Source organism: Planomicrobium stackebrandtii, assembly GCF_030814955.1.
In the GTDB taxonomy this organism is placed as follows: domain Bacteria; phylum Bacillota; class Bacilli; order Bacillales_A; family Planococcaceae; genus Planococcus; species Planococcus stackebrandtii.
Genome location: NZ_JAUSWB010000009.1, coordinates 13,379 through 40,073 on the forward strand (window position 1 = coordinate 13,379; position 26,695 = coordinate 40,073).

Consider the following 26,695-nt stretch of genomic DNA (forward strand, 5'->3'; position numbering starts at 1 on the left):
CTTTTTAAATGTGCTTTTTATTTTAATATCGTTTCAAGCACTTGCAAGTTTTTTTCCATCAATGTGAAATAAGTTTCTTCATTATCAATATTATCCTGCGTTAGAACACCGAGATTGTGCATTTCAATTGCTTCGGCACCTACTTCGTTTTGGATAACTTCCGTCAGGTTGGAGGAAACGTTTTGTTCAAAGACGATATACTCGACATTTTCCTCTTTTGCCTGATCCACAATTTCTGTCAATTCTTTTTGCGAAGGTTCGTCCTGGCTGTTTAATCCGGCAATCGCAACTTGCTCAAAGCCATAAGGCTCTGACAAATAACTGAAAGCCGCATGGGAAACAAAGAAAGTATCTTTGGCAACACGGTCAGACAAAGCCTCGAAAGAACGATCCAAAGTTTCCAGTTCTACCACCAATTCCGTAAAATTGCTTTCGTAGGTTTCTGCATTTTCCGGATCTGCTTCCGCTAATGAATTCTTAATTGACTCTGCCAGTTTTTCGCTCAGCACCGGAGACATCCACACATGAGGATCTGTCGAACCGTGATCATGGCCATCGTGGCTGCCGGCTTCTTCATGAGCTTCTTCTTCATGAGCTTCTTCTTCATGAGCTTCTTCTTCATGAGCTTCATCTCCATGGGCTTCTTCTTCATGAGCTTCCTCTTCATGGGCTTCATCTCCATGGGCTTCCTCTTCATGGGCTTCTTCTTCATGACCAAGTGCAGCTTCCAGCTCTTCGTCTGAAATTTGATCAGCAGTGGCTACAAACTCGACATTTTCATTTTGCAGCGTTTCTTTTGCACTGTCAATAAATCCTTCCAGGCCAAGCCCAATCGAAAACATCAAGTCTGCGTCTGCCAGCCCGATCATCTCCTGCTGGGTCGGTTCAAAAGTGTGTTCGTTTGAGCCAGCCGGATAAATCGACTGCACATCAACCAAATCGCCAGCGATGCGTTCAGTGAAATAAGTCAGCGGATAAACCGTCGTAAAGACCTGCAGCTTTTCAGGATTCTCATCGACACTTTGTGCTTCTTCACTTGTATCGCCGCAAGCGGCTAATAGTAAAATTAAGGATACTGGCAATAAAATCTTTTTCATGTTAACCCTCCAAAATGTAATCGTTACGTTTTAATGACTAGTTGAATACTACAGGATGATTCGAAAAAACACAAGAAAAACCACCAATTATTTTTTGGGTGGCCATTCTTCCGGAACAAAATCGATTCCGCCTTTATTGAAAGGGTGACAGCTTAGGATGCGTTTAACTGCCAAATATCCTCCTTTTAATGCGCCGTGCTTTTCTACAGCCTCGATGCCATAATGGGAGCAAGTCGGATAAAATCGGCAGCTCGGGGGCGATAAAGGAGATATGAACCGCTGATAAAAGCGGAAAACTTTCAGTAGCGCTGTCTTCATGGTCGGTCAGCTCTTTTCGGATGAAATACTTCGTATGTTTATTGTAGGTGGATTAGAGGTATAAATAAAGTATAAGAACTTATCAAAATAATTGGAGTGTGATTGGAAATGTCAAAAGAATTAAACCAAGAATTGAACGTTCAAGTGGCGACATGGTCAGTTGCCTATACAAAATTACATAATTTTCATTGGTATGTGAAAGGGCCGTCGTTCTTTACGTTGCACGTGAAGTTTGAGGAATTGTATAACGAAGCAACCCTTCACATGGATGAAATCGCTGAGCGTTTGTTGGCGTTGGGCGGGAAACCCGTTGCGACAATGAAAGAACAGCTCAAGCTGTCAGTCATTGATGAAGCAAGTAGCAAGGAATCGGCAGAAGATATGGTCGATACAATTGTCAGCGACTACGACAAAATCATGAAATCCTTGAAGAAGGGTATGGAATTAGCTGCTGCAGATGGCGATGACATGACAGAGGATATGCTGAATGCTGTCCATCAAAACCTTGAAAAACATTCTTGGATGTTATCAGCATTTCTTGGCGAAAAGAAGTAAAATAGAGTTATACAAGCGTACACTGAAATTTAGTGTACGCTTTTCTTATGCATAGAGGTGGAAAAATGCAGTATCAGGATCTTAACGGATATCCATGTGAACTATCATTTGAAAAAAACAGCTTTTCTTTAGAAAGCAGGCATGTATTGGTTATTTGCCAATATAACGGAAAGTGGGTGCTGACCCGGCACCGTGCACGCGGCCTAGAATTTCCAGGAGGCAAAGTAGAAGCAGGTGAAAGTTTGCAAGAGGCTGCAAAACGGGAAGTATATGAAGAAACCGGTGCTCATGTAAAAGAGCTGGAATGGTTTGCGGAGTATGTGGTGAATTCGGCAAAACCGTTCTGCAAAACCGTTTTTGCCGGAGCAGTGGAAAAGGTGGACAATATTCCGCTTCTTGAAACAGAAGGGATTGTCTTAATGGAAAAGCTGGAGCTGGGCGACGAGTTCAGTTTCCTAATGAAAGATGCAGGAATGAGGACAATTTTAGAGAAGGTGAAGCAGCTTGGAAAATGGAACGATTAAATCGAAAAAACACTTTCCTTCACCCAATCCCCATGTCCGCTTAACGGAAATTGTTTATTGGTCAGAAGGATTGAAGGTCAAAGGAATGCTTGCAGAACCGAAAGAACTGGGAAACTATAGCGGCATCTTGTATTTAAGAGGCGGTATTCAATCCATTGGAATGGTTCGCCCAGCCCGTATTGCACAGTTTGCTGCGCAAGGCTTTGTGGTGTTTGCCCCGTATTACAGAGGCAATCGTGGCGGGGAAGGGCGAGATGAATTTGCCGGTGCCGATCGCTGGGATGCAGTTCACGCTGTAGATGTGTTGAAAAATTACAGCAATGAGAAAGTGCATTTGCTGGCATTTTCAAGAGGCGGCATTATGGCGCTGTGGACTGCAATTCTGCGTCGGGATGTCACGTCGCTTGTCACCTGGGCTGGAGTTACAGACACGGTACTGACCTATAAAGAACGGCCGGATATGCGGCGCATGATGAAGCGGCTATACGGCGGCACACCAAATACAGCGCTTGGCGCATACGAAGAGCGCAATCCGTTAATGCGGATCGATGAAAGCAGTGCGCCGATGCTGATTATCCACGGGCTGCGCGATGAAAATGTCTATCCTGCCCAGGCCTATCTGTTGGAAGAAGCCTTAGAACTTAACGGCCAGCAATATGAAACTTGGTACTTTCCGGATTATACGCACTTTTTTCCGCCAGCAGCAAATCGTAAAACGGTCAAAGCAATTTGTCAGTGGATGAGAGTTAAAGAAAGTTAGAACAGCGAAATCTGTTTCCTCAATAAAACAAAAAAAGCCCGTTCGGATTTTACTCCGAACGGGCTTTAAGGGATGCTTATTTTTGAAGTGGTCCACCAAGCGTCGTGATTTCAGGTGCGACAGTTCCAAACTTCTGGAAGTTTTCCTGGAATTTTTGTGCTAATTCTACAGCTTTTGAATCGTATGCTTCTTTATCTGCCCATGCGTGGCGTGGGTTTAATACATCAGCTGGTACACCAGGTACTTGTACTGGAATTTCAAGGCCGAAGATAGCTTCTTTTTCAGTCGGAACGTCATTCAATTCGCCTTTGATAGCAGCGCGGACCATTGTGCGAGTGTAAGAAAGCTTCATGCGGCTGCCGACTCCGTAAACTCCACCAGTCCAGCCGGTGTTGACAAGAAAGACTTGAACGTCGTGCTCATCAATTTTATTGCCGAGCATTTCAGCATATACCGTTGCGTGCAACGGCAGGAATGGTGAACCAAAGCAAGTGGAGAACGTAGCTTCAGGTGAAGTGATTCCACGTTCTGTACCAGCCAATTTAGAAGTATAACCGCTTAAGAAGTGATACATTGCCTGTTCTTTTGTCAGCTTGCTGATTGGAGGCAATACGCCGAAAGCATCCGCAGTCAAGAAAACAATCGTTTTTGGATGGCCCGCAACTGAAGGGTCTACAATATTGTCAATTGCCTGCATTGGGTAGGCGGCACGTGTGTTTTCAGTCAATGAACCGTCGTCGTAATCCGGTATGCGTGTATCCGGATCAACAACTACGTTTTCCAAAACCGAACCGAAACGGATTGCGTCATAGATTTGTGGTTCGTTTTCACGTGATAGGTTGATGGTTTTTGCATAGCAGCCGCCTTCGATGTTGAAGACGCCATTATCAGACCAGCCATGCTCGTCGTCACCGATCAGCTTGCGGTCTCCGTCAGCTGACAAGGTCGTTTTGCCTGTACCGGACAAGCCGAAAAACAAAGTCACATCGCCATCTTGGCCTACGTTTGCTGAACAATGCATCGGAAGAATGCCTCTTTCCGGCAACAAGTAGTTCATAATAGAGAAGATCGATTTTTTCATTTCGCCAGCGTACTCAGTTCCGCCGATCAAAATAATGCGCTGCTCCATTGATACGATGATGAATGTTTCTGACGCCGTACCGTCAACTGCAGGGTCTGCCATAAATGTAGGGGCATAAACCACAGTGAATTCAGCTTCATGCGCCTTTAGCTCTTCAGCCGATGGACGGATGAACAATTGGTGGGCAAACAAGTTGTGCCAAGCATATTCATTGATTGTTTGGATTGGCACACGTGATTCGTGGTCTGCTCCGGCAAATCCTTTGAAAACGAAAAGAGCATCTTTTTCTTTTAGGTGCTTAATCACTTTAGCGTAGAGTTTTTCAAACACTTCGCTGGAAATCGGACGGTTTACATTGCCCCAGTCGACTTTGTTTTTTGAGCTTTCTTCTTCCACCATGTATTTGTCTTTCGGTGAGCGGCCAGTATATTTTCCTGTTTCCGCTTTTACAGCGCCTTCCCGAGTCAAAACCGCTTCTCCGCGGGATGTTGCTGCTTCCACTAGTTGTGGCACTGATAATTGAACATGTACATTTTGGCCAGTTAAAAGATCCTTTAAATCGTTTGCAAAGTTCACTGAAGTCATATATATGTACCTTCCTTTTCTATTATTCCCATGGCGATGGGGAGGATGTATATTCGTTCATTAGTATAACACATTAGGTTTATTAGTCTATACTAATCCACTTCGGAAATCAAAAAATATTGTCTAGACCTCTATATGAGGTAGGATTCTTCAGGTAAATAAGCTATATAGGGTATACTCAGAGTTTAAGTTTGCTGTCTTTATACGGCCGTCGTGCGAATAGTTTTCATATGTTAAATTGAAGTTAAAGGGACATCATTTTATAAAAGATATAGAGCAAATCAGCGGAATATCAGCAGCCGAAAATCATTAGTTCCACTTAAATAAAGATGTCTGTGGAAAGTGCAGCATTTTTTGTTGGAAACGGGTAGCAGCTAACTCAATATAATTTATTTAATTTGTAAAAAATGTTGACATCCCAGTACTATTTCCGTATGATGAAAAATTGAACGGATACTCTTATTCCGAGCTGGTGGAGGGGACAGGCCCTATGAAACCCGGCAACCTGCTGCTATTGCAGTGATGGTGCCAAACCTGAAGCAAGGCGCACAGGCCTTGGATGATAAGAGTGAAAGGTGCTTATGATGATTCTCCTTTCCTCATTAATGTATGAGTGAAGGGATTTTTTTATGTCTATAAGAACATACATTTGTTAGCTTGAGCGAAGCTGGAGAAGCAATATATCTTTCTCCAGACTCCAGCACCCAGATTCTCTGGATCATAAGCCACTCTGGCGGGCCAGTTGCAAGTACCTAGCTCTTCGGGTCATAAGTCAACCCAGCTGTGTGGCAAAAATCGCCACTTCGCTGGTCTGCCTTATGCCTGTCAGAGCTGAACAGGCACTTTCACTTTTCTTTCTGTGCGGCAAAAACACGCCGCTTCGCCAGATCGTCTTATGCCCGTCGAATCTACACGGGCGCTTGCGCTTTTCTTATGGAATGCCCTTAATCCTCGTGTGAAAGGCCACAAACGGCTTGAAGTTCAATCTGGATTTTGTCTGGAACGGACTTGACATGGGAAACGAGTACCGTATCAATTTCGAGAGCAATCTCGCAGGATATAAGGAGGAACATTTTTTGAAAAACCGTCGATTATTTACATCAGAATCAGTAACAGAAGGACATCCGGATAAAATTTGTGACCAAATCTCAGATGCTATTTTGGATGCAATCTTGACCGAGGATCCAAACGCGCGTGTTGCGTGCGAAACGACCGTAACGACAGGACTGGTTCTAGTAGCCGGAGAAATCACCACTTCAACGTATGTGGATATCCCGAAAGTCGTTAGACAAACGGTTAGAGAAATTGGGTATACACGAGCTAAATATGGTTTCGACTCAGAAACAAGTGCTGTTCTTACAGCAATCGATGAGCAATCACCGGATATCGCTGCAGGAGTCAACGTGGCGCTTGAATCGCGTGAAGGCCAAATGACAGATAAAGAATTGGATGATATCGGAGCCGGCGACCAAGGGTTGATGTTCGGATACGCCAACAATGAAACAGAAGAATTGATGCCATTGCCGATTTCATTGGCACATAAATTGGCACGCCGTTTAGCAGAAGTACGCAAAGAAGAAATTCTTCCATACTTGCGTCCGGATGGCAAAACGCAGGTGACTGTTGAGTATGACGAAAACAACAAACCGCTTCGTGTGGACACGATTGTTATTTCGACTCAGCATCATCCGGAAGTAACACTGGAGCAAATCCAGCGCAACATCAAAGAGTATGTTATTAAAGAAGTCGTTCCGGCGAAATGGATCGATGAAGATACAAAATACTTTATTAACCCAACGGGGCGTTTCGTTATTGGCGGACCTCAGGGAGATGCAGGCTTGACTGGCCGCAAAATCATCGTAGATACTTACGGTGGCTATGCACGCCACGGCGGCGGCGCATTTTCCGGTAAAGACGCGACAAAAGTTGACCGTTCAGCAGCTTATGCAGCTCGTTATGTAGCGAAAAATATCGTAGCTGCTGGCCTTGCAGACAAATGTGAAGTGCAACTGGCATATGCAATCGGTGTAGCACATCCTGTATCAATCGCTTTTGATACATTCGGCACAGGCGTTGTAGATGAAGACAAACTAGACGATTTGGTACGCGCGAACTTTGATTTGCGTCCTGCTGGAATCATCAAGATGCTTGATCTTCGCCGTCCGATCTATAAGCAGACTGCAGCCTACGGCCATTTTGGACGTACGGATGTTGATCTTCCTTGGGAGCGCACAGACAAAGCAGCAATTTTGAAAGAACAAGCTGGCGTTGAAGCCGGCATTTAATCTTTTGTAGAATGGAAAAGGACGACCGGGCATCACTGCCGGGCCGTCCTTTTTTTGCGTGCTATTCTTTTTGAAGCGATTTGTAATAAGCGCCTTTTTCAGCATATTCACGAACAATCCGTTCCATGTCCACCTTGTCATCATCACGCAGTTCCCGGACGACTTTCGCAGGGCGTCCAAGAGCGAGCATGCCGGGTGGGATCACTTTACCAGGCGGAACCAGGCTGCCGGCACCGATAAATGCGCCTTCTCCGACTTCGGCACCGTCAAGAATGATTGAGCCCATGCCAACCAATGCCCCTTTTCGAATGGTGCAGCTGTGGAGGGTCACTTGATGGCCAATTGTTACTTCGTCTTCCAGCAGCAATGTTTTACCCGGGCTTTGGTGCAGCATGCAAAGATCCTGGATATTCACTTTATTGCCGATAATGGTTGGAGAGACGTCACCGCGAATTACCGTATTAAACCAAACAGACGACTCAGCACCAATCGTCACATCACCGGAAATGGTTGTATAGTCTGCGATAAAAACAGATGGGTCAATTTGGGGAAATTTGTCTTTAAATGGATAAATCATGGCAAAGCTCCTTTAAAAAAGATAAGATATTCTATAATCGTAACAAATGAAATCAAAACGTCAAATCGAAATGCAGCCTCAACTAGTGATGAGCGATAGAAAGGAAGTTGGACTATGTGGAAATGGCAGGCAGAAGGAACGGCAAAGGCTGTAGTCGTGCTGGTTCACAGTGCGTATGAACAGCATTTGCGCTATGCGTGGCAAATCGAAAAATGGCGATCGGCTGGATTTCATGTCTATATGGGGGATTTGCCAGGCCATGGCAAAAACGCGGGAGCCGACAATGTGCACCGCGAATCGTTTGATGTCTACGAGCAGGCAGTGCATGATATGCTGAAGCTGTCATCGGAAAACGATCTGCCGGTATTTGTTATTGCCCATGGACTCGGCGCCACTATCACCATGAATATTCTTGGCAACCGCAAATTCAATGTAGCCGGAGCCATCTTTACGTCTCCGTGGCTGCAGTTAAAGAAGTTGCCGCCAAAAGCGCCCAATGCATTTCCAGGGGTTGCCCAACTATCCGGACGCAGGAAAATGGACCACGAAATCACGCTGCGTGATCTGACGAGAAGCCAGTTCACTCTTGACCAGGAAGCCGAAAACAAGAATTATCATACTGTCATCACTGCATCGTGGTTTAAAGAATTGCAGAGCTATATGAAAGAAACAGCTGCGGCTGTCGAAGTGTATCCGCAGATTCCGACCTATCTGCACACGGCAGAGCGGGATGCAATCACCGAAAAAGAAACTGCCCGCCAATGGCTGTTGAAGCAGCAGCTCACCGAGTTCAGCTACAAAGAATGGAAATTCTGTTACCATGACATTTTTCAGGAGCCCGAAAAAGAGGAAGTGTTTTTGGCGACGCAAGGATTTATTCACACCGTCTTGCGTTCGGTCGGGTACTTGATTGAGGAATAAAGAGAAACTTCAATCAGTGGAGGTTATTCCCGCTGATTGTTAGTTGATCCAATCGGACTTTTACGGTCAGTGGATCTCCCGCTCAAAGGAGGGAGAGCCTTACTGCCCGTTAAAGCGGGATAAAGGAGAGAACGACAATGGCATTAACCTATAGCGTGCTCGACCAATCACCCATTTCAGAAGGCAGCTCGCCGCAGGAAGCCCTTAAACAGACAGCGATCCTCGCACAAAAAGCCGAACGATGGGGTTACACACGGTTTTGGGTGTCAGAGCATCACGACGCGGCGACGTTGGCCGGCTCTTCTCCGGAAGTGCTGATTGCACATCTCGGTGCGGTGACGAAAAGCATTCGCCTCGGTTCTGGCGGTGTTATGCTGCCGCATTATGCCGCTTTTAAAATTGCGGAAAACTTCAAACTGCTGGAAGCTTTGTATCCAAATAGAATTGATGCAGGAGTCGGCCGAGCACCAGGAGGAATGCCACGCGCTTCTTATGCGTTAAATGAGGGGAAAAAGCGTGATACGAGCCAGTTTCCTGCGCAAATCGACGATCTTCGCATGTATTTGACGGATTCAATTCCTGAAGAACATCCGTATTACGGCATGAAAGCGACCCCGGTAACTAAGCACAGCCCGCCAATCTGGATGCTCGGCTCGAGCGAAAACTCAGCAAAGTTAGCGGCAGAAAAAGGGCTGCCGTATATGTTTGCGCATTTCATCAACGGCGAAGGCGGACAACAGTTTGCGCAAGAATACCGTAAACACTTTAAGCCCCATAAGGAAAGCAAGCCGCATGTAGGCTTTGCGATATTTGTCGTCTGCCAGGAAACGCCCGAGGAGGCAGAACGCGTGGCTTCCTCGATGGACCTTTCTCTGTGCATGGGAGCACAGGGCATGCCATCCAAAGGTACACCGCCGCCCGAGACAGCAATGGCCTATCCATATTCCAAATTTGAAAAGTTGCTGGTCGCTGAAAACCGTCGGCGGATGGTTGTGGGGACTCCGGACCAAGTTGTGGACCGATTGGAGGTATTGGCAGCCGAGTACGGAGCAGACGAAGTGATGCTGGTGTCATCTGCCTATGACTTTAATGACAAACTAAAAACTTTCCAGTTAGTAGCGGAAGAAATGCAGAAACGCCAATAGGAGGTTCCTATTGGCGTTTTTTTTGGAGTAAATTATTTGTTTTAAGAGATGGTAAGTTACGATACATGAAGCTAACTTAAAAAGAGCCTATTTTTAATTGTTATCAATTTAATGGGAATGGTTGTGCAATGGTTCATTTTTAGCCGTACAAAGAATAGAGTCGTTGTGTTGATGTGCCCTTGTTTCCATTTGAATTGTCACGTGAGATATCCCTTTATGTTCAAGGCTGTGTTCAAGGTTGTGCAAAATGTGTTCGCTTTCAGCAATAGTTAATTGGTTATCTACCACTGCATGGCAGGACAGGGCATTCATCCCACTGGTGATGGACCAGATGTGAAGATCGTGAATGCCTTGGATTCCTTTTGTCATGCTGATGGTTTCAAGGATATCATTTACATCAACGTTGTGCGGAGTTCCTTCCATCAAAACATGTACAGCGGCTTTGGTCACAAAATAACCGCTTCTTAGAACAAGGACTGCTACAATCACACTTGCCGCTGGGTCTGCCCATCCCCAGCCAAAGAATATGATCAGCAGCGCAGCTGCAATGGCGCCAACAGAGCCCAGCATGTCGCTTAAAACATGCAAATAAGCACCGCGCATGTTCAGGTTTTCGTGGGTATCCCCGCCGCGCATCATAATCCAGGCAACAACAATATTTACTGCCAGCCCAATGACGCTAATAATGAGCATTCCGGTAGTGGCAACTTCTGGCGGGTTTGCAAAACGCTCAGTAGCTTCATAAAAAATATAACCGGCAATCGCTATTAAGGTCACCCCATTTATGGCTGACGCTAAGATCTCGAACCGCTTGTAGCCGTATGTTTTGCTATGATTAGCAGCTTTTTCAGCCAGCTTGAATGCAATAAGAGCAATTGCCAATGAAATAGAATCGCTCAGCATATGGCCGGCATCGGATAAAAGAGCCAAACTGTTTGTTAAAAAACCACCGATGGCCTCAACAATCATGTAACTGGTAATGATTAAAAATGAAATCTTCAAAACTTTTTTGTTTGCTCCATGCGTGTGGTCATGATTATGATCATGTGCCATCATAAGCCCTCCTCGCAACTTCTAAAGTTAATAGAGTCAACTGTAATTTGATTGGCACATCAACCCAAGCTTAATTATGGGTTGCGTGCTCAATGGCCTGATTCAGCAAATTCATAATATGGTCATCGTCTTTTGAATAGTACAGGGTGGTTCCGGCTCTTCTGTATTTGACTAAACGCAATTGTTTTAAAAAGCGCAGTTGATGGGACACGGTGGATTGTCCCAGATCTAGTTTTTCAGCCAGTTCATTAACTGAGTGTTCAGCAATACAAAGCAAATTTAAAATGCGAATCCGTGTCGGATCGCTCAATGCCTTGAACGTTTGGGACACGAGAAACAAGGTTTCCTCATCCAAAGGGTGTTTATTTAGAAAGAAATTTTCATCTTTTTTAAAATCCTTATTCATCGGCCGTGCACCTCCAAATGGAATAGTAGAAAATCAATTATCAATATATGAGCATATGTTCATATATTGATTGTAAGGCGCATATCCAGGAATGTCAAGGCGGCAGCCACTGGCTCATTTTAATCAAATAATGAATAATATGCAGAAATAAAGCAGAAGGTTATTAACCATTTTTTAAAAAGGAGTGCAGGAGTTGCAGCACTTTGTATGTTCAGGAGTTTAGTGCTTTCATTTGGTGGCTAAAAGAAAATGCGGTTTAATAGAGTTAGAACATAAATGAAGATCAGCAGAAGGGGGAATAGAGATTGATACGATTTGAGAATGACTATGCAGAAGGAGCACATAGAAGAATTTTGGAACGGCTACTGGAAACAAACGAAGAACAAAGCGCAGGCTATGGCATGGATGAATATAGTGAACGAGCCAAAATGTTAATAAAAGATGCCTGTGATGCGCCATCAGCAGATGTCCATTTCCTGGTAGGGGGTACGCAAACAAATACGATTTTAATCGCTTCTGTTTTGCGGCCCCATCAAGGTGTCATTTCTGCACATTCGGGCCATATTGCCGTTCATGAAACGGGTGCTATAGAAGCGACGGGCCATAAAGTCCTTATTTTGCCGAGTGAAGATGGAAAAATTCACGCAGAACAAGTTAGGCGGGTACATGAAGAGCATTGGAATGATCCTACTCACGAACACATTGTCCAGCCGGCCATGGTCTACCTATCCAATCCAACAGAATTGGGTACAACCTACAGCAGAACAGAGTTGGAAGAGTTGCGGAAGGTGTGCCTTGATTGTGAGTTAATCTTAATGATGGATGGCGCCAGACTGGGATACGGGTTGGCTTCAGAAGGCAGCGACTTAACATTAGCCGATGTTGCCAGACTTTGTGATGTGTTTTATATTGGGGGAACAAAGATTGGTGCATTGTTTGGAGAAGCTGTAGTGATCACAAATCCAGCTTTGAAAAAAGATTTCCGCTACATGATCAAACAAAGAGGCGGACTTTTGGCTAAAGGACGGATACTGGGAATCCAGTTTGAAACACTTTTTCAAGATGGTTTGTACATGGAGTTGTCCAAACACGCAGTGGATGCGGCAATAACCATTCGAGCAGCTTTTGAAAACAATGGATTTGAAATGAAATATGATTCCAAAACCAATCAGCAATTTCCTATCCTCAGAAACGATGAGATAGAAAAATTAAGCAAAAAATATGCATTCCATACTTGGGAAAAAGTAAATGAAACCGAAAGCGTCGTCAGGTTCTGCACCAGCTGGTCTACTAAGGTGGAACATGTGCGTGCATTAGTGGATGACATTGAATCACTGAAACGCAGGCAATAAAATATGGAAGAGTTTTTTGAAATATAGCCATCGAAAAAATTATGGCAGCAGAGAAAGACCGAAAAAAGGGCGGACGTCCTTCAAAAACCAGTAGAGACAGCATGGCAACGAATTCTGCCTGCTGTCTTTTTTTTATATAGCGTGCTCGACAATTATCGACATGGATCATTCGGGCAAAAGCTAAGGGTCAGTAAAATTATGTGTACTGATCAATTATTTCACGTGAAAGATTGCAGATACTAGCTATAATTTCTGGGGGTTCGATAATTTTTACGGAAGTGCCTAGCTGGAAAAAGTACCTCGAAACATATTCAATTTCAGTTCTGCTTATAGTTGCTTCTATATAACCGTGATCATCATCTACCTTTGTGATGTGTGTTTCCAGCCAAGGCTCTCCGCTGCATTGCCTCATTCCTTCACGTGTCAATTCTGCATGCAATTTTATGGAACTTTTGGATTCCTGGTTATGCTGACTTCTCAGCCATGATTTTAAATCAGTTCCGGTATATACGTTTTTATGTGTGTTCTCCATAGAAACGATTCTATCAACTCGATAAAGTCGGATTTCTCCGAGGCTTACATCCGCGGCAGGCATATACCAAAGACCGTCATTCGCATAAACGCCCAAAGGAGTTACATCCTTTACGGTGGTTTTGGTTTTCGAATAGTACTCTATTTTTAGTAGCTGATTTTCAGCTGAGGCATTGATAATTTCCTTCAAAAAAGGGGAGGGAAGGTTTCTGTTTTTTGTTTCAAATAAAAGTACCTCATCTAGCCGAACGACTTTTTTCTTGGCATCGTTTGGAAGATTAGCATATAACTTTCTTGTAACAGAGTCGACATTGACCTCAAAAGGCAATGACTTTAAATTCCTTAAAGCCTGAAAAGCAAAAAAGATGGAAAATGCTTCGTTCTCGTCAAAAATGACTGGCGGCAGCACTCTATCATGCAATAACCGGTAACCACCATTGCGTCCAGGTTCAGTATAAAGGGGAATGCCCATTTCAGTTAATTCAAGCAAGTATCTGTGTGCAGTTCTTATTGAAACACCAAATTCGTTTGCCACATCTTGTGCTACAAATACGCGTTTCGAGTTTACGAAGAGAATCAAATCGAATAGTACTTTTGTTTTGGACATGATCATTTCTCCTTTAATAATGACATGTATTGTCATGTTATTAGCTTAAAATAGAAAATAAGCAAATACAAGCGGAGGTGGAATGATGGATAGCAATTTAAATATGGGTAAAAATTTTATGAAAGCGGCTGTCTTGCACGAGTTCGGAGATGAAAACCAGCTGGTGACAGAATGGATTCCAATACCCCAAGTAGATGATCATGATGTATTGATAAAAGTTGAAGTTGCAGGGGTCGGTCAATGGGATATTTTTGAAAGACAAGGCGGATATGCAAAGATGTTGAAAATGGAAGCGAATTTTCCGTATGTATTAGGGTCTGAATGTTCAGGGACTATTGTTTCGAAAGGGAAAAGTGTGAAGGGGTTTGAACTAGGAGATAAAGTGATGGGGATAGGATTTCTGAATCCTAAAGGCGGTTTTTATGCCGAGTTTGCTGCTCTCGAGCAAAAATATGTAACTCATATTCCACCAAGTATAAGTGTTGAGGAAGCTGGTGTTATTTCAGGAGCAGGAATAACCGCGCTGCGCGGACTGGAAGATATCTTACAAGTAAAAAGGGATGAATCCGTTATGATTTTTGGTGCCAGCGGCGGAGTGGGGCATATTGCTGTGCAGCTTGCCAAACAAATCGGCGCCAAAGTTTTGGCCGTTGCATCGGGAGCTGATGGAGTCGAGATGGTACGAAAGCTTGGTATAGAGAATATTGCGGATGGTTACAGAAACGATCTTCTGTCTGCGGCAAAAGCAGTTGAACCTGAAGGGTTTGATGCAGCTCTTTTCACTGCCGGTGGAGAAATAACCAAAACAATTATGCAGTCGATGAAACCTGGAGGCAGAGCTGCCTATCCAAATGGTGTTTATCCACTGCCGACTAGTGAAAAAATCAAAGTGACTGCATTTAATGGAGAGCCTGATGGGGATATAATTAGCAGGTTTACCGACCATGTAAAGATGGGGAATGTAAAAGCGCATATAGATGAATCCTTTTCGTTGGAAAATGCATCTGCTGCTCATCTGGCATTACAGAAACATTATCTAGGGAAGTTGGCACTAGAAATAACGTGAAACTGATTTAACCTATTTGGAATTCGACAACGATGAGATTTCGAGAGAAATGGCAATATCAAATAAGAAGCGAGAAACTTAGCTGCAAGTTTCTGGCTTCTTATAATTCATAAATTAAAGGATAGAGGGTTTGTGGTTCAAGAAACCAGTTTCAACCCAACTGCTGAACCCAACACCATGGCAATAAAGAGGATTCGCCTCCAATCCTTGGATTCATTGTAGAAAAGCATGCCGAGTATAGCACCGCCGGATGCTCCGATTCCAGTCCAAATGGCGTAAGCTGTTCCCATGGCCAGGGTTTCCATGGCATAAGCCAAAAAGATAAAGCTTGCACCAAAGCCAATAAGCAACAATAAAAGAGACTGCCAATTGCGGTCCTGATGCAGCTTATTGATCATTGCCACACCGAACATTTCAAATACGCCTGCCAAAACCAATGCTGTCCACGCCATTATACTCTTCCTCCTTCAGAAATCGGATCTTTCGTTACTAATTTCAAGCCGATGACGCCTGCCAACAAAACGCCGACCAACAGAAGTTTGGCTGCACTGAACGGCTCGTTAAAGAAGATGATTTCAGATAGAACTGTTCCTGCTGTCCCAAGTCCAACAAAAACCGCATAAACCGTTCCGACCGGCAACTTACGGCCTGCCATGATCATGACCGTGAAACTGATGACAATTGCGATGACTGTAATTGTCCAATCCCAAAACCCATCAGCATGTTTTAAGCCAATGACCCAAACCACTTCAAAAACCGCAGCAAGTATTACTTTCACCCAATTTGAATTCACTCTAAATTCCTCCTTGTTGTATGTATATAAGTTGAACTCAAGATATTCATAAGCTGATATTCCGCAAATCAGCTGCCAAGAGCTTGCAAAAGCCATGTTCAAAGCGGTTCTAAAAATAAGGGTTCTTAAATTCAACTTATATAGAAATAAAAAAGCCCGGGAGAACTGTAAAAAACAGTTTCTCCCAGGCTTTTGTCCTTCCGTGACACAGCAGAGCTGTGAGTTTTCTCTCGGACCAGGCCAGCGTAGATGCTGCGGAACCCTAGAAAACATTTCAGATATGCAATTACTTTGTATTGTACAAGCTTTGGCGAAATACTTCAACCAACTTGTTCGATTGCTGCCGGATGAAGAATTGAAAACTTAAAACGGATTTTTAGAGTTTCTGGCCATCTCATCAGCGACTTGCTTTGAAGTTGGATTTTCTTCTTCCTGCAAGCGATCGATGATGTTCTTGTAATCCGTTTCGTTTCGGTTTTGGCTCATTTTGTATGCAGCTTGAACTTCTCTCACCGGAATCTTGAATCCGACGATGCCTTTTAGCTCCTTTTCCAGCAGTGAGGGGGACAACGTGTCCCACAGAACCGGATTTTCACGATGGCTCTCGTATTTTTGCATTAAGTTCGTTAAATCCTGTTTTAATTCTTCTTCTGACATAAGTTGTGCGGTGCCATAGAGATGGACAGCCTGGTAGTTCCAGGTTGGAACGTTTTCCTGTTCATACCAGGAAGAAGAGATATATGCATGAGGCCCCTGGAACATGATGAGTACTTCTTCAGAAGTTTCAAATGTTCGCCACTGGGGATTTCCGTATGCCATATGCCCGGTTATGAAATAATCTTCACCTTGTTTTTTCAATTGAAGCGGGAGGTGGGTCGCAATGGGTTTTCCTTTTTTGGTAGTAACAAGTGTTGCGAACGAGTTTTGCTGAACAAAATCTGTGATTTCTTCAAAATCGCTGACCTTAAAATATTTTGGAATAAACATAAACATCCACCTTTCAGATATGCGTTTTAAAGTGTCTTAGCCATGAGCAAATCCGTTTGCTCATCATCACCCATATAAAAAGAATGCGATCCTGTCTGGACAAATCCTTTTTTACGATAAAATGCTAGCGCATTGTCGTTGTTTTCCCAGACACCGAGCCAGATCGTTTTTTTGTTTTGTTGCTGTGCCATTTCAATTGCTTTGTTTAACAGTTGCTTGCCAATTCCTAACTTTTGAAAAGCTTTTCTTACATAAATCCGTTCAACTTCCAATGCATCCCCACCCATTGGTTCTGTCTGAGCTTCGTCTGTATTGAGTTTCAGATATCCAGCAATATGCTCGCCAGAATAAATAAAAAAGAAATCGGAAGATGGGATGCCGAGTTCCCTTTCGAGTTTGTCGAGGGGGTATGCTTGTTCCAAATAAGCAGCAAGGTTTTCAGGCGTGTTGTGCTCTTTGAACGTTTCAGTATATGTCTCGATACTGATAATTTGAAGTTCGTGCAGGTCTTCAGATGTACACTTTTTTATAATTGTTGTCATAAAGATCGCCGCTCCTTTAATAGTCTCGCTTGTTGCCTTTTTTTACGGATTCCCAGTCCTTTTCGACATTGTTTCGAATGCGCTGCAAAAGCGAAAATGCGTTTTCTTTTTCTTCTTCAGATAAGCCGCTTAAAGCCACCTCGTCTGAATGGGCATTTTCTCTTTTGATAAAAGGGTAGACCGCATTCGCTTTTTCAGTAGGAAAAAGCCCTTTGGTTTTTTTGTTGTATGGATCATCTTTTTTTTCGATAAACCCGTTTGCTTCAAGCTTTTGAAGTGCACGGGTAGCGGTGGAACGATCCACTTTGATCATATCCAGCAATTGTGCATGGATAATTCCCGGATGTTCACAAATCCGCACAATGTACAAATACTGTCCTTTGGTCAAATCGAACTCCTTGAATTCGATGTTGCTGATGGAATCCAGAGCTCTCGCTATCATGCCGATTTCACGCAGTATCTCTTTCATAGAATCTCCTCTTTTGCAGTTTAGTTGCAAATACAATAAAAATAATTAAGAAGAATATATCATTATTTTGTTGCACATGCAACAAAATTTTTGTGGATTGGATGTCTGTCTTTAAGAAATATTTTCATATTCTAGTTGCCCATTAAGTTATAAGGCTTATTTTAGCATATGCTCTTGAACATATAAGCATATGCTGATATGATATTGTAAGTTTCAACAGCAGCAATAAAAGAAATTCTATAGCTTTAAAAGAATCCAATGAATGAGGTGAAAGAAAAGATGGAAGTAAAAGCGAAGGAAATTGAAATCGAACAAGCGAGCACCGTGTTGAAGCTTCTGGGAGACAAAACCCGATTGTCCATGATGAAGCTGCTTGAAAAGAATGAGTGCTGTGTCTGCGAATTTGTAGAAATCTTTAACATTACACAGCCAGCCATCAGCCAGCATTTGAGGAAGTTGCGCGATGTCGGATTGGTGAAGGAAAACCGAAAAGGGCAGTGGATTTTTTATTCGCTGAATGCAGACAGTACGATGTATGAAATGGTGTTGCATATTCTGGCATTTATTCCAAGCCAGGACGAGCGGATCCAGGAATTAGAAAAACAAGGTTTGCGAATTAGTTGCAGATAATGGAGGGAATTACATGTTACAAGTGGTTTTAGCATCGGTGATTTTCCTTCTTACGCTTGTACTCGTCATTTGGCAGCCGCGCAATCTTTCGATTGGGTGGTCAGCGATTGGCGGTGCAATACTTGCCTTATTGGTGGGGGTAGTCGATTTTCAAGATGTAGGAGATGTAGTAGGAATCGTATGGAATGCAACACTGGCTTTTATCGCCATCATCATCATCTCGTTGATTCTGGATGAAATCGGATTTTTCGAGTGGGCAGCCTTACATATGGCGCGAATCGCCAAAGGAAACGGATTGCGCATGTTTGTCTTTGTCAGCATTCTCGGTGCGTTTGTGGCAGCCTTGTTTGCCAATGATGGAGCAGCGCTGATTTTAACACCGATTGTTCTGGCAATGGTCCGGAACTTGAACTTCTCGGAAAAAATGATTTTCCCGTTTATCATCGCCAGCGGATTTATAGCGGATACGACGTCGCTGCCGTTGGTCGTCAGTAACTTGGTAAACATCGTTTCGGCCGACTTTTTCGGCATTGGATTTGTGGAATATGCATCCCGGATGATTGTTCCGAATCTATTTGCTTTAGTTTCCAGTATTTTGGTGCTGTATTTATTTTTCCGCAAAGACATCCCGAAAAACTACGATGTCACAAACTTGAAAAAACCGGTTGATGCTATCAAGGATCACAAGATGTTCCGCCTGTCATGGGTGATTCTTGCGGTACTGCTTATCGGCTATTTCTCAAGTGAATTTATTGGTGTACCGGTTTCCATCGTAGCCGGCATCATCGCCATCTTCTTCTTGCTGATGGCACAGAAGAGTCCGGCTGTCCGCACGCGGATCATTTTGCGCGGGGCACCATGGGCGATTGTCTTCTTTTCACTTGGCATGTACGTCGTGGTCTACGGACTTCGAAATGTCGGGTTGACCAGTATTTTAGCAGATGTTATTCAGACCGCTGCAGATCAAGGCTTGTTTGTGGCGACGATGTCCATGGGCTTTATTGCAGCCATCCTATCGTCCATCATGAATAACATGCCGACTGTGATGATCAATGCCTTGGCGATTTCCGAAACGCAAACAACCGGAACCATTCGCGAAGCGTTGATTTATGCGAACATCATCGGATCGGATCTTGGTCCGAAAATCACGCCAATCGGCTCACTCGCTACTTTGCTGTGGCTTCACGTGTTGTCGGTAAAAGGTGTGAAAATCTCATGGGGGACGTATTTCAAGGTCGGTATTATCTTAACGGTTCCAACGCTGATTGCGACTCTCGTTGGGTTGTATCTATGGTTATTAGTTCTGTAAAAATAAATGTAAAAGAAAAAGGAGTTTTTTCTAATGACGAAAAAAACATTATATTTTCTCTGCACTGGCAATTCATGCCGCAGCCAGATGGCAGAAGGCTGGGGAAAACAAATTCTTGGGGATGAGTGGCAGGTCTTGAGTGCGGGCATTGAAGCGCACGGACTGAATCCGAATGCCGTAAAAGCCATGAACGAGGTGAATATCGACATTTCGGGTCAAACTTCCGACATCATTGACTTGGAAATCTTGAACAATGCCGACTTTGTCGTAACGCTTTGCGGCGATGCGGCGGACAAATGTCCGATGACACCGCCGCACGTCAAACGCGATCATTGGGGATTTACCGATCCGGCGAAAGCAGAAGGATCGGATGAAGAAAAATGGACGGTCTTCCAAAACGTCCGTGATGAAATTGGAGAGCGGATTCGTCAATTTGCGGAAACAGGCAAATAGGAAAATGAAATTACCAGGAGCAACGGAAAATCCAAGATTGGAGGAAACGACATGACTAAAGAATATCAGGAGTTAGTAAAAGACCGCATTTTTATTGGTGGCGCAGCCGATGCAAGAGCCGCAGCAGCTACTGAAAACATTGATGTAGTGATTGACTTGCGTGCAGAAGCAGCAGAAGGCGAATATGATTATGTCCGTGTCCACAGTCCGATAGTGGATGATTCGGATGAGCAGCAGGACGAGTCGATTAAAAAAGCCATCGATCAAGTAGTGGATGCCTATAATGGAGGCAAGAAAGTCTATTTCCACTGCGCAGGAGGCAGCAACCGGGCCGGTACTGTAGCTGTCGGTACGCTATTGGCACTTGGCAAAGCTGATACGGTTGAGGAAGCAGAGGCCCAAGCGACTGCTGTACGCCCGATCATCATGGTGAAACCACAATTAAAAGAATCACTCAAACGCATTTTTCATCAAGACTGATTTTTAGAATGGTAATTAAAGTGGGCAGAATAGTTTGTTTCTGCTTCCCAATAGTTATTTTGATAGGTAGACAAATGGAGCTCGCGATTGGGCTCTTTTTGTTTTGGCTGGGGTCAGGTAAAACATAGGAAATTCGGTCTTGCTGATTGAATGTGGTGCACCGGTTGTCTTGCCAATTTCTGCAGGTCTGACTAGCCTCTTGAATTTGGGGTATAAGATGAATCAGGCTTTCTTTAAAGTAAACCGCCAAAGGAGGGTGTAAAATGGACAATTCTATCAAAGCTTTTGTTTTCGATGTTTACGGAACATTGTTTGATGTAACGGCGATCAAAAAAGAATGCGAGGATCTCTATCCGGGCTGCGGTGAGAAGATCAGCCAAACTTGGAGAACCAAACAAGTTGAATACTTTATGCTGCGCCAGCTGATGGGGAACTATGACACACTCTACTCCATTACACACCAGGCATTGAAATATACCCTAAAAGAAAATGGTCTGCAGAGCAGCGAACAGAACGAACAGCTGTTGCTCGAAGCCTATCTCCATTTGCCGCTATATATGGAAGTTGAGGCAGTTCTTGCTCAATTGGAAGATAAGAATTTAGTGGTATTTTCCAACGGCTCCCACGATATGCTGGATCCTTTGATCGAGAATGCCGGATTGACTGATTTATTTTCACGCATTATCAGCATCGATGAAGTCAAACAGTTTAAGCCTGCGCCTGCATCTTATGAATATGCATGGGAGAAATTCGGTATTGAAAAACACGAAGTTCTGTTTATGTCATCAAACGGCTGGGACATTTCAGGTGCTAAAAATTTCGGGTTTCAAACGGCTTGGATCAACCGTAAAAACTTACCGAAAGAAGAGCTTGGATTGGAGCCGGATTATATTTTCAAAGATTTAAACGGATTATTGAAATGGAAGTAGCAACTGGCATAACTAAAATTGTAAAAACTTGAAATAAATAAAATAATTCACAATTCGGACGAATTTTTAGTTCCCCAAAAGGCCGCTTCATGTTATTCTATTTATACAACGAAATATACTTTTGACTTCACGTCAAAGGGGAGTAGCTTTAGGGAAACCTATTTCACAATCGTCATTACATGGTTCGTAGCCATCGGTTGTGATAGCAGAAATTTGCTTAGCGAGACCTTTGCCTTTAATTAGGCAAGGGTCTTTTTTGTTGGCAAAAAATAGGAGGATGATGAAAGATGGAAGCAATTTTATTGGAATATGTATGGGTGTTGCTGGTATTAGTGGCATTGGAAGGATTGCTCGCTGCGGATAACGCGGTAGTCATGGCAGTCATGGTGAAACACTTGCCGAAAGAGCAGCAGAAAAAAGCGTTGTTTTATGGATTGCTCGGAGCTTTTGTCTTCCGTTTTGCGGCCTTGTTCATGATTACGCTGCTGGTTGACGTATGGCAGATCCAAGCTTTGGGAGCCGCATATTTATTGTTTATTGCTTTTAAGCATATTTACGATCAGCGAAAAGGAAAAGAACATACAATCGAACCGGAATCCACAAAAGGCTCAGGGTTCTGGATGACGGTGTTGAAGGTTGAACTGGCGGATATCGCTTTTGCGGTCGATTCAATGCTCGCTGCAGTTGCCTTGGCAATGACGCTGCCGCATCTTGGCAACATGGAAATCGGCGGAATTAATGGTGGACAGTTTGGCGTCATGCTTGCTGGCGGTTTAGTCGGTATCATCATTATGCGATTTGCAGCCCACAAGTTCGTCAAGCTGCTGGCAGATTATCCTCAATTGGAGACTACCGCATTTGTAATTGTCGGCTGGGTAGGCGTCAAATTGACAGTACTGACACTGTCACACGAAAAGCTTGGAATTTTGCCATACGACTTTGCGCATTCAACAGAGTGGAAACTGATTTTCTGGACAGTGTTGTTGGGAATTGTTTTGGTAGGCGCTCTGATCAGTATTAAGAAGAAGAGAGAACTGGAAGCGTAAGGCTTACATTGTAGTTGTTAAACATAAAAAAGGAAGACCAGCTGCTATTGGGCAGTTGGTCTTCCTTTTTCTTATTGATCTGCATCAAGCAATTGGCCAGTTTCTTCATCGTAAAATCGGAGCAGATCTCCATTAATGACTCTTTCTGAGTAATTTAATTCTGTTAAAGCCTGATCTGCAAAAGGAACACACAGCTCCTGCTCAACCGGCTGGCCAGAACCGTTTTCGTAACAGGTACTTCCGGCATAAACGTAATCGTCAGTAACAAAACGTCCGTCACGGAAAATAGCGAATTCATCACGTTCATTGGAAAACAAATCACTGCCAAACTGCATATCCGTATCTGATTCTACGCCCATCAAATTGAGGATGGTTGGGCGCATATCGACCTGTCCGCCAATTTCTTCATTGACATGGCCCTTGCCTGATCCTGGAATATGCACGAAGAAGGGAACCCGCTGAAGCTGTGCCGATTCGTAAGGCGTGATTTCTTTTCCAAGGTATTGGGCCATTGCTTCGTTATGGTTTTCTGAGATGCCGTAATGATCCCCATACATGACGATAATCGAATTTTCGTAAAGACCTTGTTCTTTCAGATCATCAAATAATTCTTTAACGGCTTCGTCCAGATAGCGGCTTGTCTGGAAAAAGCGGTTAAGAGTACCTGAGTTGGAGTCGAATTCATCGATCAGCTTGTCTTCTTCGTCCAAAGTAAAGGGAAAATGATTGGTCAACGTGATTAACCGGCTGTAGAATGGCTGCGGCATTTCAGCCATATGGGCAACAGACTGTTCAAAAAACGGTATGTCTTTCATGCCCCAGTTGACTGCCTGGCCTTCACCAACACTATAGCTTTGAATATCGAGAAATTCATCGATGCCCAAGGATTCATACATCATGTCGCGATTCCAAAAACTTTTGTTGTTGGCGTGCTGGACATTTGTCGCATATCCTTGGTTGCCAAGTTTTTCAGCCATTGAATTATAAGTGTTTCCACCGTGCGTGAAGAACACAGCTCCACCGCTTAGCGGGTAGAGGGAGTTTTCAAGCAGAAATTCAGAATCGGAAGTTTTGCCGAGTCCTGTCTGATGGTAGAAGTTTGGGAAATAAACCGTGTCTTCGTCCTCCGTCAGCTCGTTAAGAAATGGGGTGATGGTTTGTCCGTTCATTTGCTCATTGATGGTAAAGCTCTGCATCGATTCCAAAGTTACGACAATTAAGTTCTTGCCTTCTGCTATTCCAAACATTTCTTCAGACGGTTCAACTTGGTTGGCTCGAACATAGTTGTGGACATCGGTTAGTTCGGAACCATCTGCAAATGCCCGCTGTGCTTGGGATCTGGACTGAACGTAAATATCGTATAAATGATAGTTGTACATGCCAAGGTTTTTAACCAGCATTTCCCGATCAAAACTGCGTGTCAACAATTGTGGGCGTTCTGCTTCAGCCAATCCAAGATTCAGAAATAACACGGCGCCGGAAAGAATGAAATAGGCTCGCCGATGGCTGCTTCGGGATTCCTTGTTATCTTCCTGAATTTTTATAAACTTAACTGCCGCCAGCAACAGGATAAAGTCACTGAAGTATAGAAGGTCCGTCGGATAAATAGTTGCTGCAGCACTTGAACCAAGATCCCCGAAATTATCAGTTTGAAACAGCACGGGCAATGTAATAAAGTCGCTGAAAAATCTGTAGAAAGCGACGTTGCCATACAAAATAATAGAAGTAACGAGGGTCATCAGCAGCAAATACCGATTTTTGTTCTTTTGTTTCTTAAAGAATAAAGATAATCCATATAAGAAAAGAAGCAGACTTAGCGGACTGAGAAACAGAATGGCTTCCTGCATAACATTATCAATTGTGATTGAAAAGCCAGTTTGATAAGTAATATAAGTTTTGAACCAGGTGGCGATGATGGCAATTGCCAGGAGGGTGTGTTTTGGCCATTTTTTATTTAACATGTAAAATCTCCTTTTGGAGGAACGCCAAGCATTAATATTCCAAATAGCGGTATAAAGTGGATTTGCTGATGCCGGTCTTTTCCTTGATTTCAGCTAAACTGTATTGTTTGCTGTTGTACATTTCAATTGCTTTTTTTACATTTTCGTCCGGTTTGCGCGGACGGCCAGAGACTGCCCCTTTTTCTTTGGCGACAGACAGGCCGGCCTTGGTTTTCTCACTGATGGCATCACGTTGGAATTCAGCCAAACAGTGAAGAATTTTAGTGAACGCATATTGCTGGCCGTGATTTGTATCGATGCTTTCATGTATTGAAAAGAGGGAAGTCCCTGCGGTTTCGAGTTTATCTAATAGCTCCACTAAATGCCTGGTAGAATCTGCAAATGTATAAAGTTTAGAAACCACGATTTTATCGCCAAAAGCCGCCTTTGCCAATAAATTGTGAAGCTGCTCCCGTTTTTTTGGAGAGGCGTGTGTTTCTATAAAAACTTCCGCACAGCCAGTATTTTTCAAAAGCGCTTGCTGGATTTTGCAATCCGGATCTTCGATGCTTGGTCTTGCATATCCTATCAACACTTAAAAATCCCCTTACATAATTGATTGTAACCATCATAACATACATCAACAAAAAAAGTTCCAAAAAGGTTCTATTTTGGGGAATTTGGTGATACACTAATGCCATTGTAAAAAAGCGCGGCTTTTATGAGAGTTAAAAGCCATAAAAATTATAGAGTCTGAGGGGAAAGATACTGTGTGGAAAAAAATTAAAACTCAATGGTTCGGAAATGTCAGGGGAGATATTCTTGCGGGAATTGTTGTCGCCTTGGCTTTGATTCCAGAAGCCATCGCATTTTCCATCATCGCGGGTGTCAACCCAATGGTGGGATTATATGCATCGTTCAGCATCGCGGTAATCATTGCATTCGTGGGCGGCCGCCCGGGAATGATATCTGCGGCAACAGGAGCCATGGCTCTATTAATGGTGCCGCTTGTGCGGGATCATGGACTGGAATATTTACTAGCGGCCACAATTTTAACAGGAGTTATCCAAATTATTTTTGGTGTTTTTAAAGTGGCAAAGATTATGAAATTTATTCCACGCGCCGTTATGATTGGCTTTGTCAATGCACTCGCCATTTTGATTTTCATGGCTCAAGTGCCGCATTTTGTCGGCATCAATAATTTAACTTATGTTTTTGTCGCCATTACGCTGGCAATTGTCTACATCGTTCCCCGGTTCTTTAGAGCGGTTCCAGCTCCGCTGATCGCATTGGTAGTGTTGACGGCAGCTGCCATTTACGCTGGGTTCGACTTGCGGACAGTGGGGGATTTAGGGACCATCAGCCAGACTTTGCCGACATTCCTATTGCCGGATGTGCCGGCAAACCTGGAAACTTTGATGATCATTTTGCCTTATTCATTGGCGTTGGCAGTGGTCGGATTGCTGGAATCGTTATTGACAGCCAATATTGTTGATGACATGACAGGCACCCCAAGCGATAAGAATAAAGAATCCAGAGGACAAGGCATTGCCAACTTCGTTACCGGATTTTTCGGCGGAATGGCGGGATGTGCCATGATTGGCCAATCAATCATCAACGTCAAGTCTGGCGGGCGCGGAAGGCTTTCCGCTTTAGTTGCTGGAGTATTTCTTATGTTTCTGATCATCGTCTTAGGAAATGTAGTCATACAGATTCCGATGCCGGTCCTGGTCGGAATCATGATCATGGTTTCTATCGGCACTTTTGACTGGTCATCTTTCACCTACCTAAAAAAAGCACCAAAGGCCGATTCGATTGTCATGCTCGCGACAGTGGCCATTGTAGTGTACACGCATGACTTATCTATTGGTGTATTGGCAGGTGTTTTATTGAGCGCAATATTCTTTGTCGCGAAAATATCAAAAATCAAAGTGAATAAGAAATTGCTGGAAGGTACACATTACGAAGTGGTGGGACAATTGTTCTTCGCATCTGTAGAAGATTTTCTTGAGAAATTCGATTATGAAGTGGAAGGACAAAAGATTATCATCGATTTCACCGAGGCGCATATTTGGGATGATTCTGGTGTTGGTGCAGTTGACCGAGTTGTCTTGAAGTTCAGGGAAAACCGCAATAACGTGGAAATTATCGGTTTGGATACAGGAAGTCAAAAGTTGATCGATCAGCTGGCGATCTTCAAAAGCGGCAATGCCAAATTGCCAACCCATTAATCAGGAAAAAGGAGTGTTTGAAT

General features: G+C 43.6%; 29 protein-coding genes and 2 riboswitches. Of the genes, 15 read left to right on the forward strand and 14 right to left on the reverse strand.

The genetic code is table 11. The annotated features are described in order from the left end of the window. Positions 1-17: 17 nt before the first annotated feature. Entirely contained in the window at positions 18-1,097 is a 1,080-nt protein-coding gene (locus tag QOZ98_RS16110) for a metal ABC transporter solute-binding protein, Zn/Mn family (RefSeq protein WP_308788348.1), read from the reverse strand. Between the two features lie 87 nt (positions 1,098-1,184). Beyond that, positions 1,185-1,415, reverse strand: a complete 231-nt coding sequence (gene yidD, locus QOZ98_RS16115) for a membrane protein insertion efficiency factor YidD (protein ID WP_142829511.1) — start codon at positions 1,413-1,415, stop codon at positions 1,185-1,187. Between the two features lie 108 nt (positions 1,416-1,523). Between yidD and QOZ98_RS16120 the strand changes: the two genes are divergently transcribed. From QOZ98_RS16120 to QOZ98_RS16130, 3 genes are all read left to right on the forward strand, one after another. Next, a complete protein-coding gene (locus QOZ98_RS16120; protein ID WP_142829509.1) occupies positions 1,524-1,970 on the forward strand; it encodes a Dps family protein in 447 nt (148 codons plus the stop codon). A 65-nt stretch (positions 1,971-2,035) separates the two neighbouring features. Beyond that, on the forward strand, positions 2,036-2,494 hold the full coding sequence (gene ytkD / locus QOZ98_RS16125; RefSeq protein ID WP_308788349.1) for an RNA deprotection pyrophosphohydrolase: 459 nt from the start codon (positions 2,036-2,038) through the stop codon (positions 2,492-2,494). Beyond that, entirely contained in the window at positions 2,475-3,254 is a 780-nt protein-coding gene (locus QOZ98_RS16130; RefSeq protein WP_308788350.1) for an alpha/beta hydrolase family protein, read from the forward strand. The genes ytkD and QOZ98_RS16130 overlap by 20 nt, the downstream gene beginning before the upstream one ends. A 76-nt stretch (positions 3,255-3,330) precedes the next feature. Here the strand turns inward: QOZ98_RS16130 and pckA are convergent, their stop codons facing one another. After that, positions 3,331-4,920, reverse strand: a complete 1,590-nt coding sequence (gene pckA, locus QOZ98_RS16135; protein WP_308788351.1) for a phosphoenolpyruvate carboxykinase (ATP) — start codon at positions 4,918-4,920, stop codon at positions 3,331-3,333. Between the two features lie 456 nt (positions 4,921-5,376). Beyond that, positions 5,377-5,489, forward strand: a riboswitch (SAM riboswitch). 507 nt (positions 5,490-5,996) lie between these two features. Here pckA and metK point away from each other — a divergent pair. Continuing rightward, entirely contained in the window at positions 5,997-7,205 is a 1,209-nt protein-coding gene (gene metK, locus QOZ98_RS16140; RefSeq protein WP_308788352.1) for a methionine adenosyltransferase, read from the forward strand. Positions 7,206-7,266: 61 nt separating this feature from the next. On the opposite strand, the gene QOZ98_RS16145 is transcribed toward metK, so the two are convergent. Next, complete coding sequence (locus tag QOZ98_RS16145; protein WP_142829499.1) at positions 7,267-7,782, reverse strand: gamma carbonic anhydrase; 516 nt, start codon at positions 7,780-7,782, stop codon at positions 7,267-7,269. Positions 7,783-7,896: 114 nt separating this feature from the next. On the opposite strand from QOZ98_RS16145, the gene QOZ98_RS16150 reads away from it, so the two are divergent. Both QOZ98_RS16150 and QOZ98_RS16155 read left to right on the forward strand, forming a co-directional pair. After that, entirely contained in the window at positions 7,897-8,703 is an 807-nt protein-coding gene (locus tag QOZ98_RS16150; RefSeq protein ID WP_308788353.1) for an alpha/beta hydrolase, read from the forward strand. A 137-nt stretch (positions 8,704-8,840) separates the two neighbouring features. After that, entirely contained in the window at positions 8,841-9,848 is a 1,008-nt protein-coding gene (locus QOZ98_RS16155) for an LLM class flavin-dependent oxidoreductase (protein ID WP_308788354.1), read from the forward strand. Between the two features lie 108 nt (positions 9,849-9,956). Here the strand turns inward: QOZ98_RS16155 and QOZ98_RS16160 are convergent, their stop codons facing one another. Further along, a complete protein-coding gene (locus tag QOZ98_RS16160) occupies positions 9,957-10,901 on the reverse strand; it encodes a cation diffusion facilitator family transporter (RefSeq protein WP_308788355.1) in 945 nt (314 codons plus the stop codon). A gap of 70 nt (positions 10,902-10,971) precedes the next feature. Beyond that, a complete protein-coding gene (locus QOZ98_RS16165; protein ID WP_308788356.1) occupies positions 10,972-11,307 on the reverse strand; it encodes an ArsR/SmtB family transcription factor in 336 nt (111 codons plus the stop codon). Between the two features lie 305 nt (positions 11,308-11,612). On the opposite strand from QOZ98_RS16165, the gene QOZ98_RS16170 reads away from it, so the two are divergent. Continuing rightward, positions 11,613-12,659: a threonine aldolase family protein gene (locus QOZ98_RS16170; protein WP_308788357.1), complete on the forward strand. Its 1,047-nt coding sequence runs from the start codon at positions 11,613-11,615 to the stop codon at positions 12,657-12,659. A 196-nt stretch (positions 12,660-12,855) separates the two neighbouring features. Here the strand turns inward: QOZ98_RS16170 and QOZ98_RS16175 are convergent, their stop codons facing one another. After that, positions 12,856-13,797: a helix-turn-helix transcriptional regulator gene (locus QOZ98_RS16175; protein ID WP_308788358.1), complete on the reverse strand. Its 942-nt coding sequence runs from the start codon at positions 13,795-13,797 to the stop codon at positions 12,856-12,858. 85 nt (positions 13,798-13,882) lie between these two features. Between QOZ98_RS16175 and QOZ98_RS16180 the strand changes: the two genes are divergently transcribed. After that, complete coding sequence (locus tag QOZ98_RS16180) at positions 13,883-14,863, forward strand: quinone oxidoreductase family protein (protein WP_308788359.1); 981 nt, start codon at positions 13,883-13,885, stop codon at positions 14,861-14,863. 137 nt (positions 14,864-15,000) lie between these two features. Here QOZ98_RS16180 and QOZ98_RS16185 read toward each other — a convergent pair whose 3' ends face one another. From QOZ98_RS16185 to QOZ98_RS16205, 5 genes are all read right to left on the reverse strand, one after another. After that, complete coding sequence (locus QOZ98_RS16185) at positions 15,001-15,315, reverse strand: DMT family transporter (protein ID WP_308788360.1); 315 nt, start codon at positions 15,313-15,315, stop codon at positions 15,001-15,003. After that, positions 15,315-15,656 carry a DMT family transporter gene (locus QOZ98_RS16190; protein ID WP_308788361.1) on the reverse strand — a complete coding sequence of 114 codons (342 nt, stop codon included), beginning with the start codon at positions 15,654-15,656 and terminating at the stop codon, positions 15,315-15,317. Before QOZ98_RS16190 ends, QOZ98_RS16185 begins: the two co-directional genes overlap by 1 nt. Positions 15,657-15,835: 179 nt before the next feature. Beyond that, positions 15,836-15,933, reverse strand: a riboswitch (guanidine-I (ykkC/yxkD leader). A gap of 86 nt (positions 15,934-16,019) precedes the next feature. Further along, complete coding sequence (locus tag QOZ98_RS16195) at positions 16,020-16,643, reverse strand: FMN-binding negative transcriptional regulator (protein WP_308788362.1); 624 nt, start codon at positions 16,641-16,643, stop codon at positions 16,020-16,022. Positions 16,644-16,669: 26 nt separating this feature from the next. Then, complete coding sequence (locus QOZ98_RS16200; RefSeq protein ID WP_308788363.1) at positions 16,670-17,185, reverse strand: GNAT family N-acetyltransferase; 516 nt, start codon at positions 17,183-17,185, stop codon at positions 16,670-16,672. A 16-nt stretch (positions 17,186-17,201) separates the two neighbouring features. Next, the gene (locus QOZ98_RS16205; protein ID WP_308788364.1) at positions 17,202-17,654 is read right to left on the reverse strand and encodes a MarR family winged helix-turn-helix transcriptional regulator; all 453 of its coding nucleotides are present in this window, start codon (positions 17,652-17,654) and stop codon (positions 17,202-17,204) included. Between the two features lie 279 nt (positions 17,655-17,933). Between QOZ98_RS16205 and QOZ98_RS16210 the strand changes: the two genes are divergently transcribed. The 6 genes from QOZ98_RS16210 (at position 17,934) to QOZ98_RS16235 (ending at position 22,501) form a co-directional block, all read left to right on the forward strand. Further along, positions 17,934-18,284 carry an ArsR/SmtB family transcription factor gene (locus QOZ98_RS16210; RefSeq protein ID WP_308788365.1) on the forward strand — a complete coding sequence of 117 codons (351 nt, stop codon included), beginning with the start codon at positions 17,934-17,936 and terminating at the stop codon, positions 18,282-18,284. A gap of 13 nt (positions 18,285-18,297) precedes the next feature. Beyond that, the gene (locus QOZ98_RS16215) at positions 18,298-19,593 is read left to right on the forward strand and encodes an arsenic transporter (protein WP_308788366.1); all 1,296 of its coding nucleotides are present in this window, start codon (positions 18,298-18,300) and stop codon (positions 19,591-19,593) included. Between the two features lie 33 nt (positions 19,594-19,626). Further along, entirely contained in the window at positions 19,627-20,046 is a 420-nt protein-coding gene (gene arsC / locus QOZ98_RS16220) for an arsenate reductase (thioredoxin) (RefSeq protein WP_308788367.1), read from the forward strand. A gap of 51 nt (positions 20,047-20,097) precedes the next feature. Next, positions 20,098-20,526 carry a protein-tyrosine phosphatase family protein gene (locus QOZ98_RS16225; RefSeq protein WP_308788368.1) on the forward strand — a complete coding sequence of 143 codons (429 nt, stop codon included), beginning with the start codon at positions 20,098-20,100 and terminating at the stop codon, positions 20,524-20,526. A 263-nt stretch (positions 20,527-20,789) separates the two neighbouring features. Next, a complete protein-coding gene (locus QOZ98_RS16230; RefSeq protein ID WP_308788369.1) occupies positions 20,790-21,455 on the forward strand; it encodes a haloacid dehalogenase type II in 666 nt (221 codons plus the stop codon). A 287-nt stretch (positions 21,456-21,742) separates the two neighbouring features. Then, positions 21,743-22,501, forward strand: a complete 759-nt coding sequence (locus QOZ98_RS16235; protein ID WP_308788370.1) for a TerC family protein — start codon at positions 21,743-21,745, stop codon at positions 22,499-22,501. Positions 22,502-22,572: 71 nt separating this feature from the next. Here the strand turns inward: QOZ98_RS16235 and QOZ98_RS16240 are convergent, their stop codons facing one another. Next, a complete protein-coding gene (locus tag QOZ98_RS16240) occupies positions 22,573-24,462 on the reverse strand; it encodes an LTA synthase family protein (protein WP_308788371.1) in 1,890 nt (629 codons plus the stop codon). A 31-nt stretch (positions 24,463-24,493) separates the two neighbouring features. After that, positions 24,494-25,036, reverse strand: a complete 543-nt coding sequence (locus QOZ98_RS16245; protein ID WP_308788372.1) for a recombinase family protein — start codon at positions 25,034-25,036, stop codon at positions 24,494-24,496. Positions 25,037-25,211: 175 nt separating this feature from the next. Between QOZ98_RS16245 and QOZ98_RS16250 the strand changes: the two genes are divergently transcribed. Next, positions 25,212-26,672, forward strand: a complete 1,461-nt coding sequence (locus QOZ98_RS16250; RefSeq protein ID WP_308788373.1) for a SulP family inorganic anion transporter — start codon at positions 25,212-25,214, stop codon at positions 26,670-26,672. Positions 26,673-26,695: the final 23 nt, after the last annotated feature.

Coding starts and splice junctions, on each gene's coding strand:
- ytkD (WP_308788349.1), top strand. CDS start 2,036: ATGCAGTATCAGGATCTTAACGGATATCCATGTGAACTATCATTTGAA.
- QOZ98_RS16195 (WP_308788362.1), bottom strand. CDS start 16,643: ATGTTTATTCCAAAATATTTTAAGGTCAGCGATTTTGAAGAAATCACA.
- QOZ98_RS16175 (WP_308788358.1), bottom strand. CDS start 13,797: ATGTCCAAAACAAAAGTACTATTCGATTTGATTCTCTTCGTAAACTCG.
- QOZ98_RS16215 (WP_308788366.1), top strand. CDS start 18,298: ATGTTACAAGTGGTTTTAGCATCGGTGATTTTCCTTCTTACGCTTGTA.
- QOZ98_RS16240 (WP_308788371.1), bottom strand. CDS start 24,462: ATGTTAAATAAAAAATGGCCAAAACACACCCTCCTGGCAATTGCCATC.
- QOZ98_RS16200 (WP_308788363.1), bottom strand. CDS start 17,185: ATGACAACAATTATAAAAAAGTGTACATCTGAAGACCTGCACGAACTT.
- QOZ98_RS16155 (WP_308788354.1), top strand. CDS start 8,841: ATGGCATTAACCTATAGCGTGCTCGACCAATCACCCATTTCAGAAGGC.
- QOZ98_RS16210 (WP_308788365.1), top strand. CDS start 17,934: ATGGAAGTAAAAGCGAAGGAAATTGAAATCGAACAAGCGAGCACCGTG.
- yidD (WP_142829511.1), bottom strand. CDS start 1,415: ATGAAGACAGCGCTACTGAAAGTTTTCCGCTTTTATCAGCGGTTCATA.
- QOZ98_RS16230 (WP_308788369.1), top strand. CDS start 20,790: ATGGACAATTCTATCAAAGCTTTTGTTTTCGATGTTTACGGAACATTG.
- QOZ98_RS16110 (WP_308788348.1), bottom strand. CDS start 1,097: ATGAAAAAGATTTTATTGCCAGTATCCTTAATTTTACTATTAGCCGCT.
- QOZ98_RS16235 (WP_308788370.1), top strand. CDS start 21,743: ATGGAAGCAATTTTATTGGAATATGTATGGGTGTTGCTGGTATTAGTG.
- QOZ98_RS16150 (WP_308788353.1), top strand. CDS start 7,897: ATGTGGAAATGGCAGGCAGAAGGAACGGCAAAGGCTGTAGTCGTGCTG.
- QOZ98_RS16225 (WP_308788368.1), top strand. CDS start 20,098: ATGACTAAAGAATATCAGGAGTTAGTAAAAGACCGCATTTTTATTGGT.
- QOZ98_RS16180 (WP_308788359.1), top strand. CDS start 13,883: ATGGATAGCAATTTAAATATGGGTAAAAATTTTATGAAAGCGGCTGTC.
- QOZ98_RS16185 (WP_308788360.1), bottom strand. CDS start 15,315: ATGGCGTGGACAGCATTGGTTTTGGCAGGCGTATTTGAAATGTTCGGT.
- pckA (WP_308788351.1), bottom strand. CDS start 4,920: ATGACTTCAGTGAACTTTGCAAACGATTTAAAGGATCTTTTAACTGGC.
- QOZ98_RS16120 (WP_142829509.1), top strand. CDS start 1,524: ATGTCAAAAGAATTAAACCAAGAATTGAACGTTCAAGTGGCGACATGG.
- arsC (WP_308788367.1), top strand. CDS start 19,627: ATGACGAAAAAAACATTATATTTTCTCTGCACTGGCAATTCATGCCGC.
- QOZ98_RS16145 (WP_142829499.1), bottom strand. CDS start 7,782: ATGATTTATCCATTTAAAGACAAATTTCCCCAAATTGACCCATCTGTT.
- QOZ98_RS16205 (WP_308788364.1), bottom strand. CDS start 17,654: ATGAAAGAGATACTGCGTGAAATCGGCATGATAGCGAGAGCTCTGGAT.
- QOZ98_RS16165 (WP_308788356.1), bottom strand. CDS start 11,307: ATGAATAAGGATTTTAAAAAAGATGAAAATTTCTTTCTAAATAAACAC.
- QOZ98_RS16160 (WP_308788355.1), bottom strand. CDS start 10,901: ATGGCACATGATCATAATCATGACCACACGCATGGAGCAAACAAAAAA.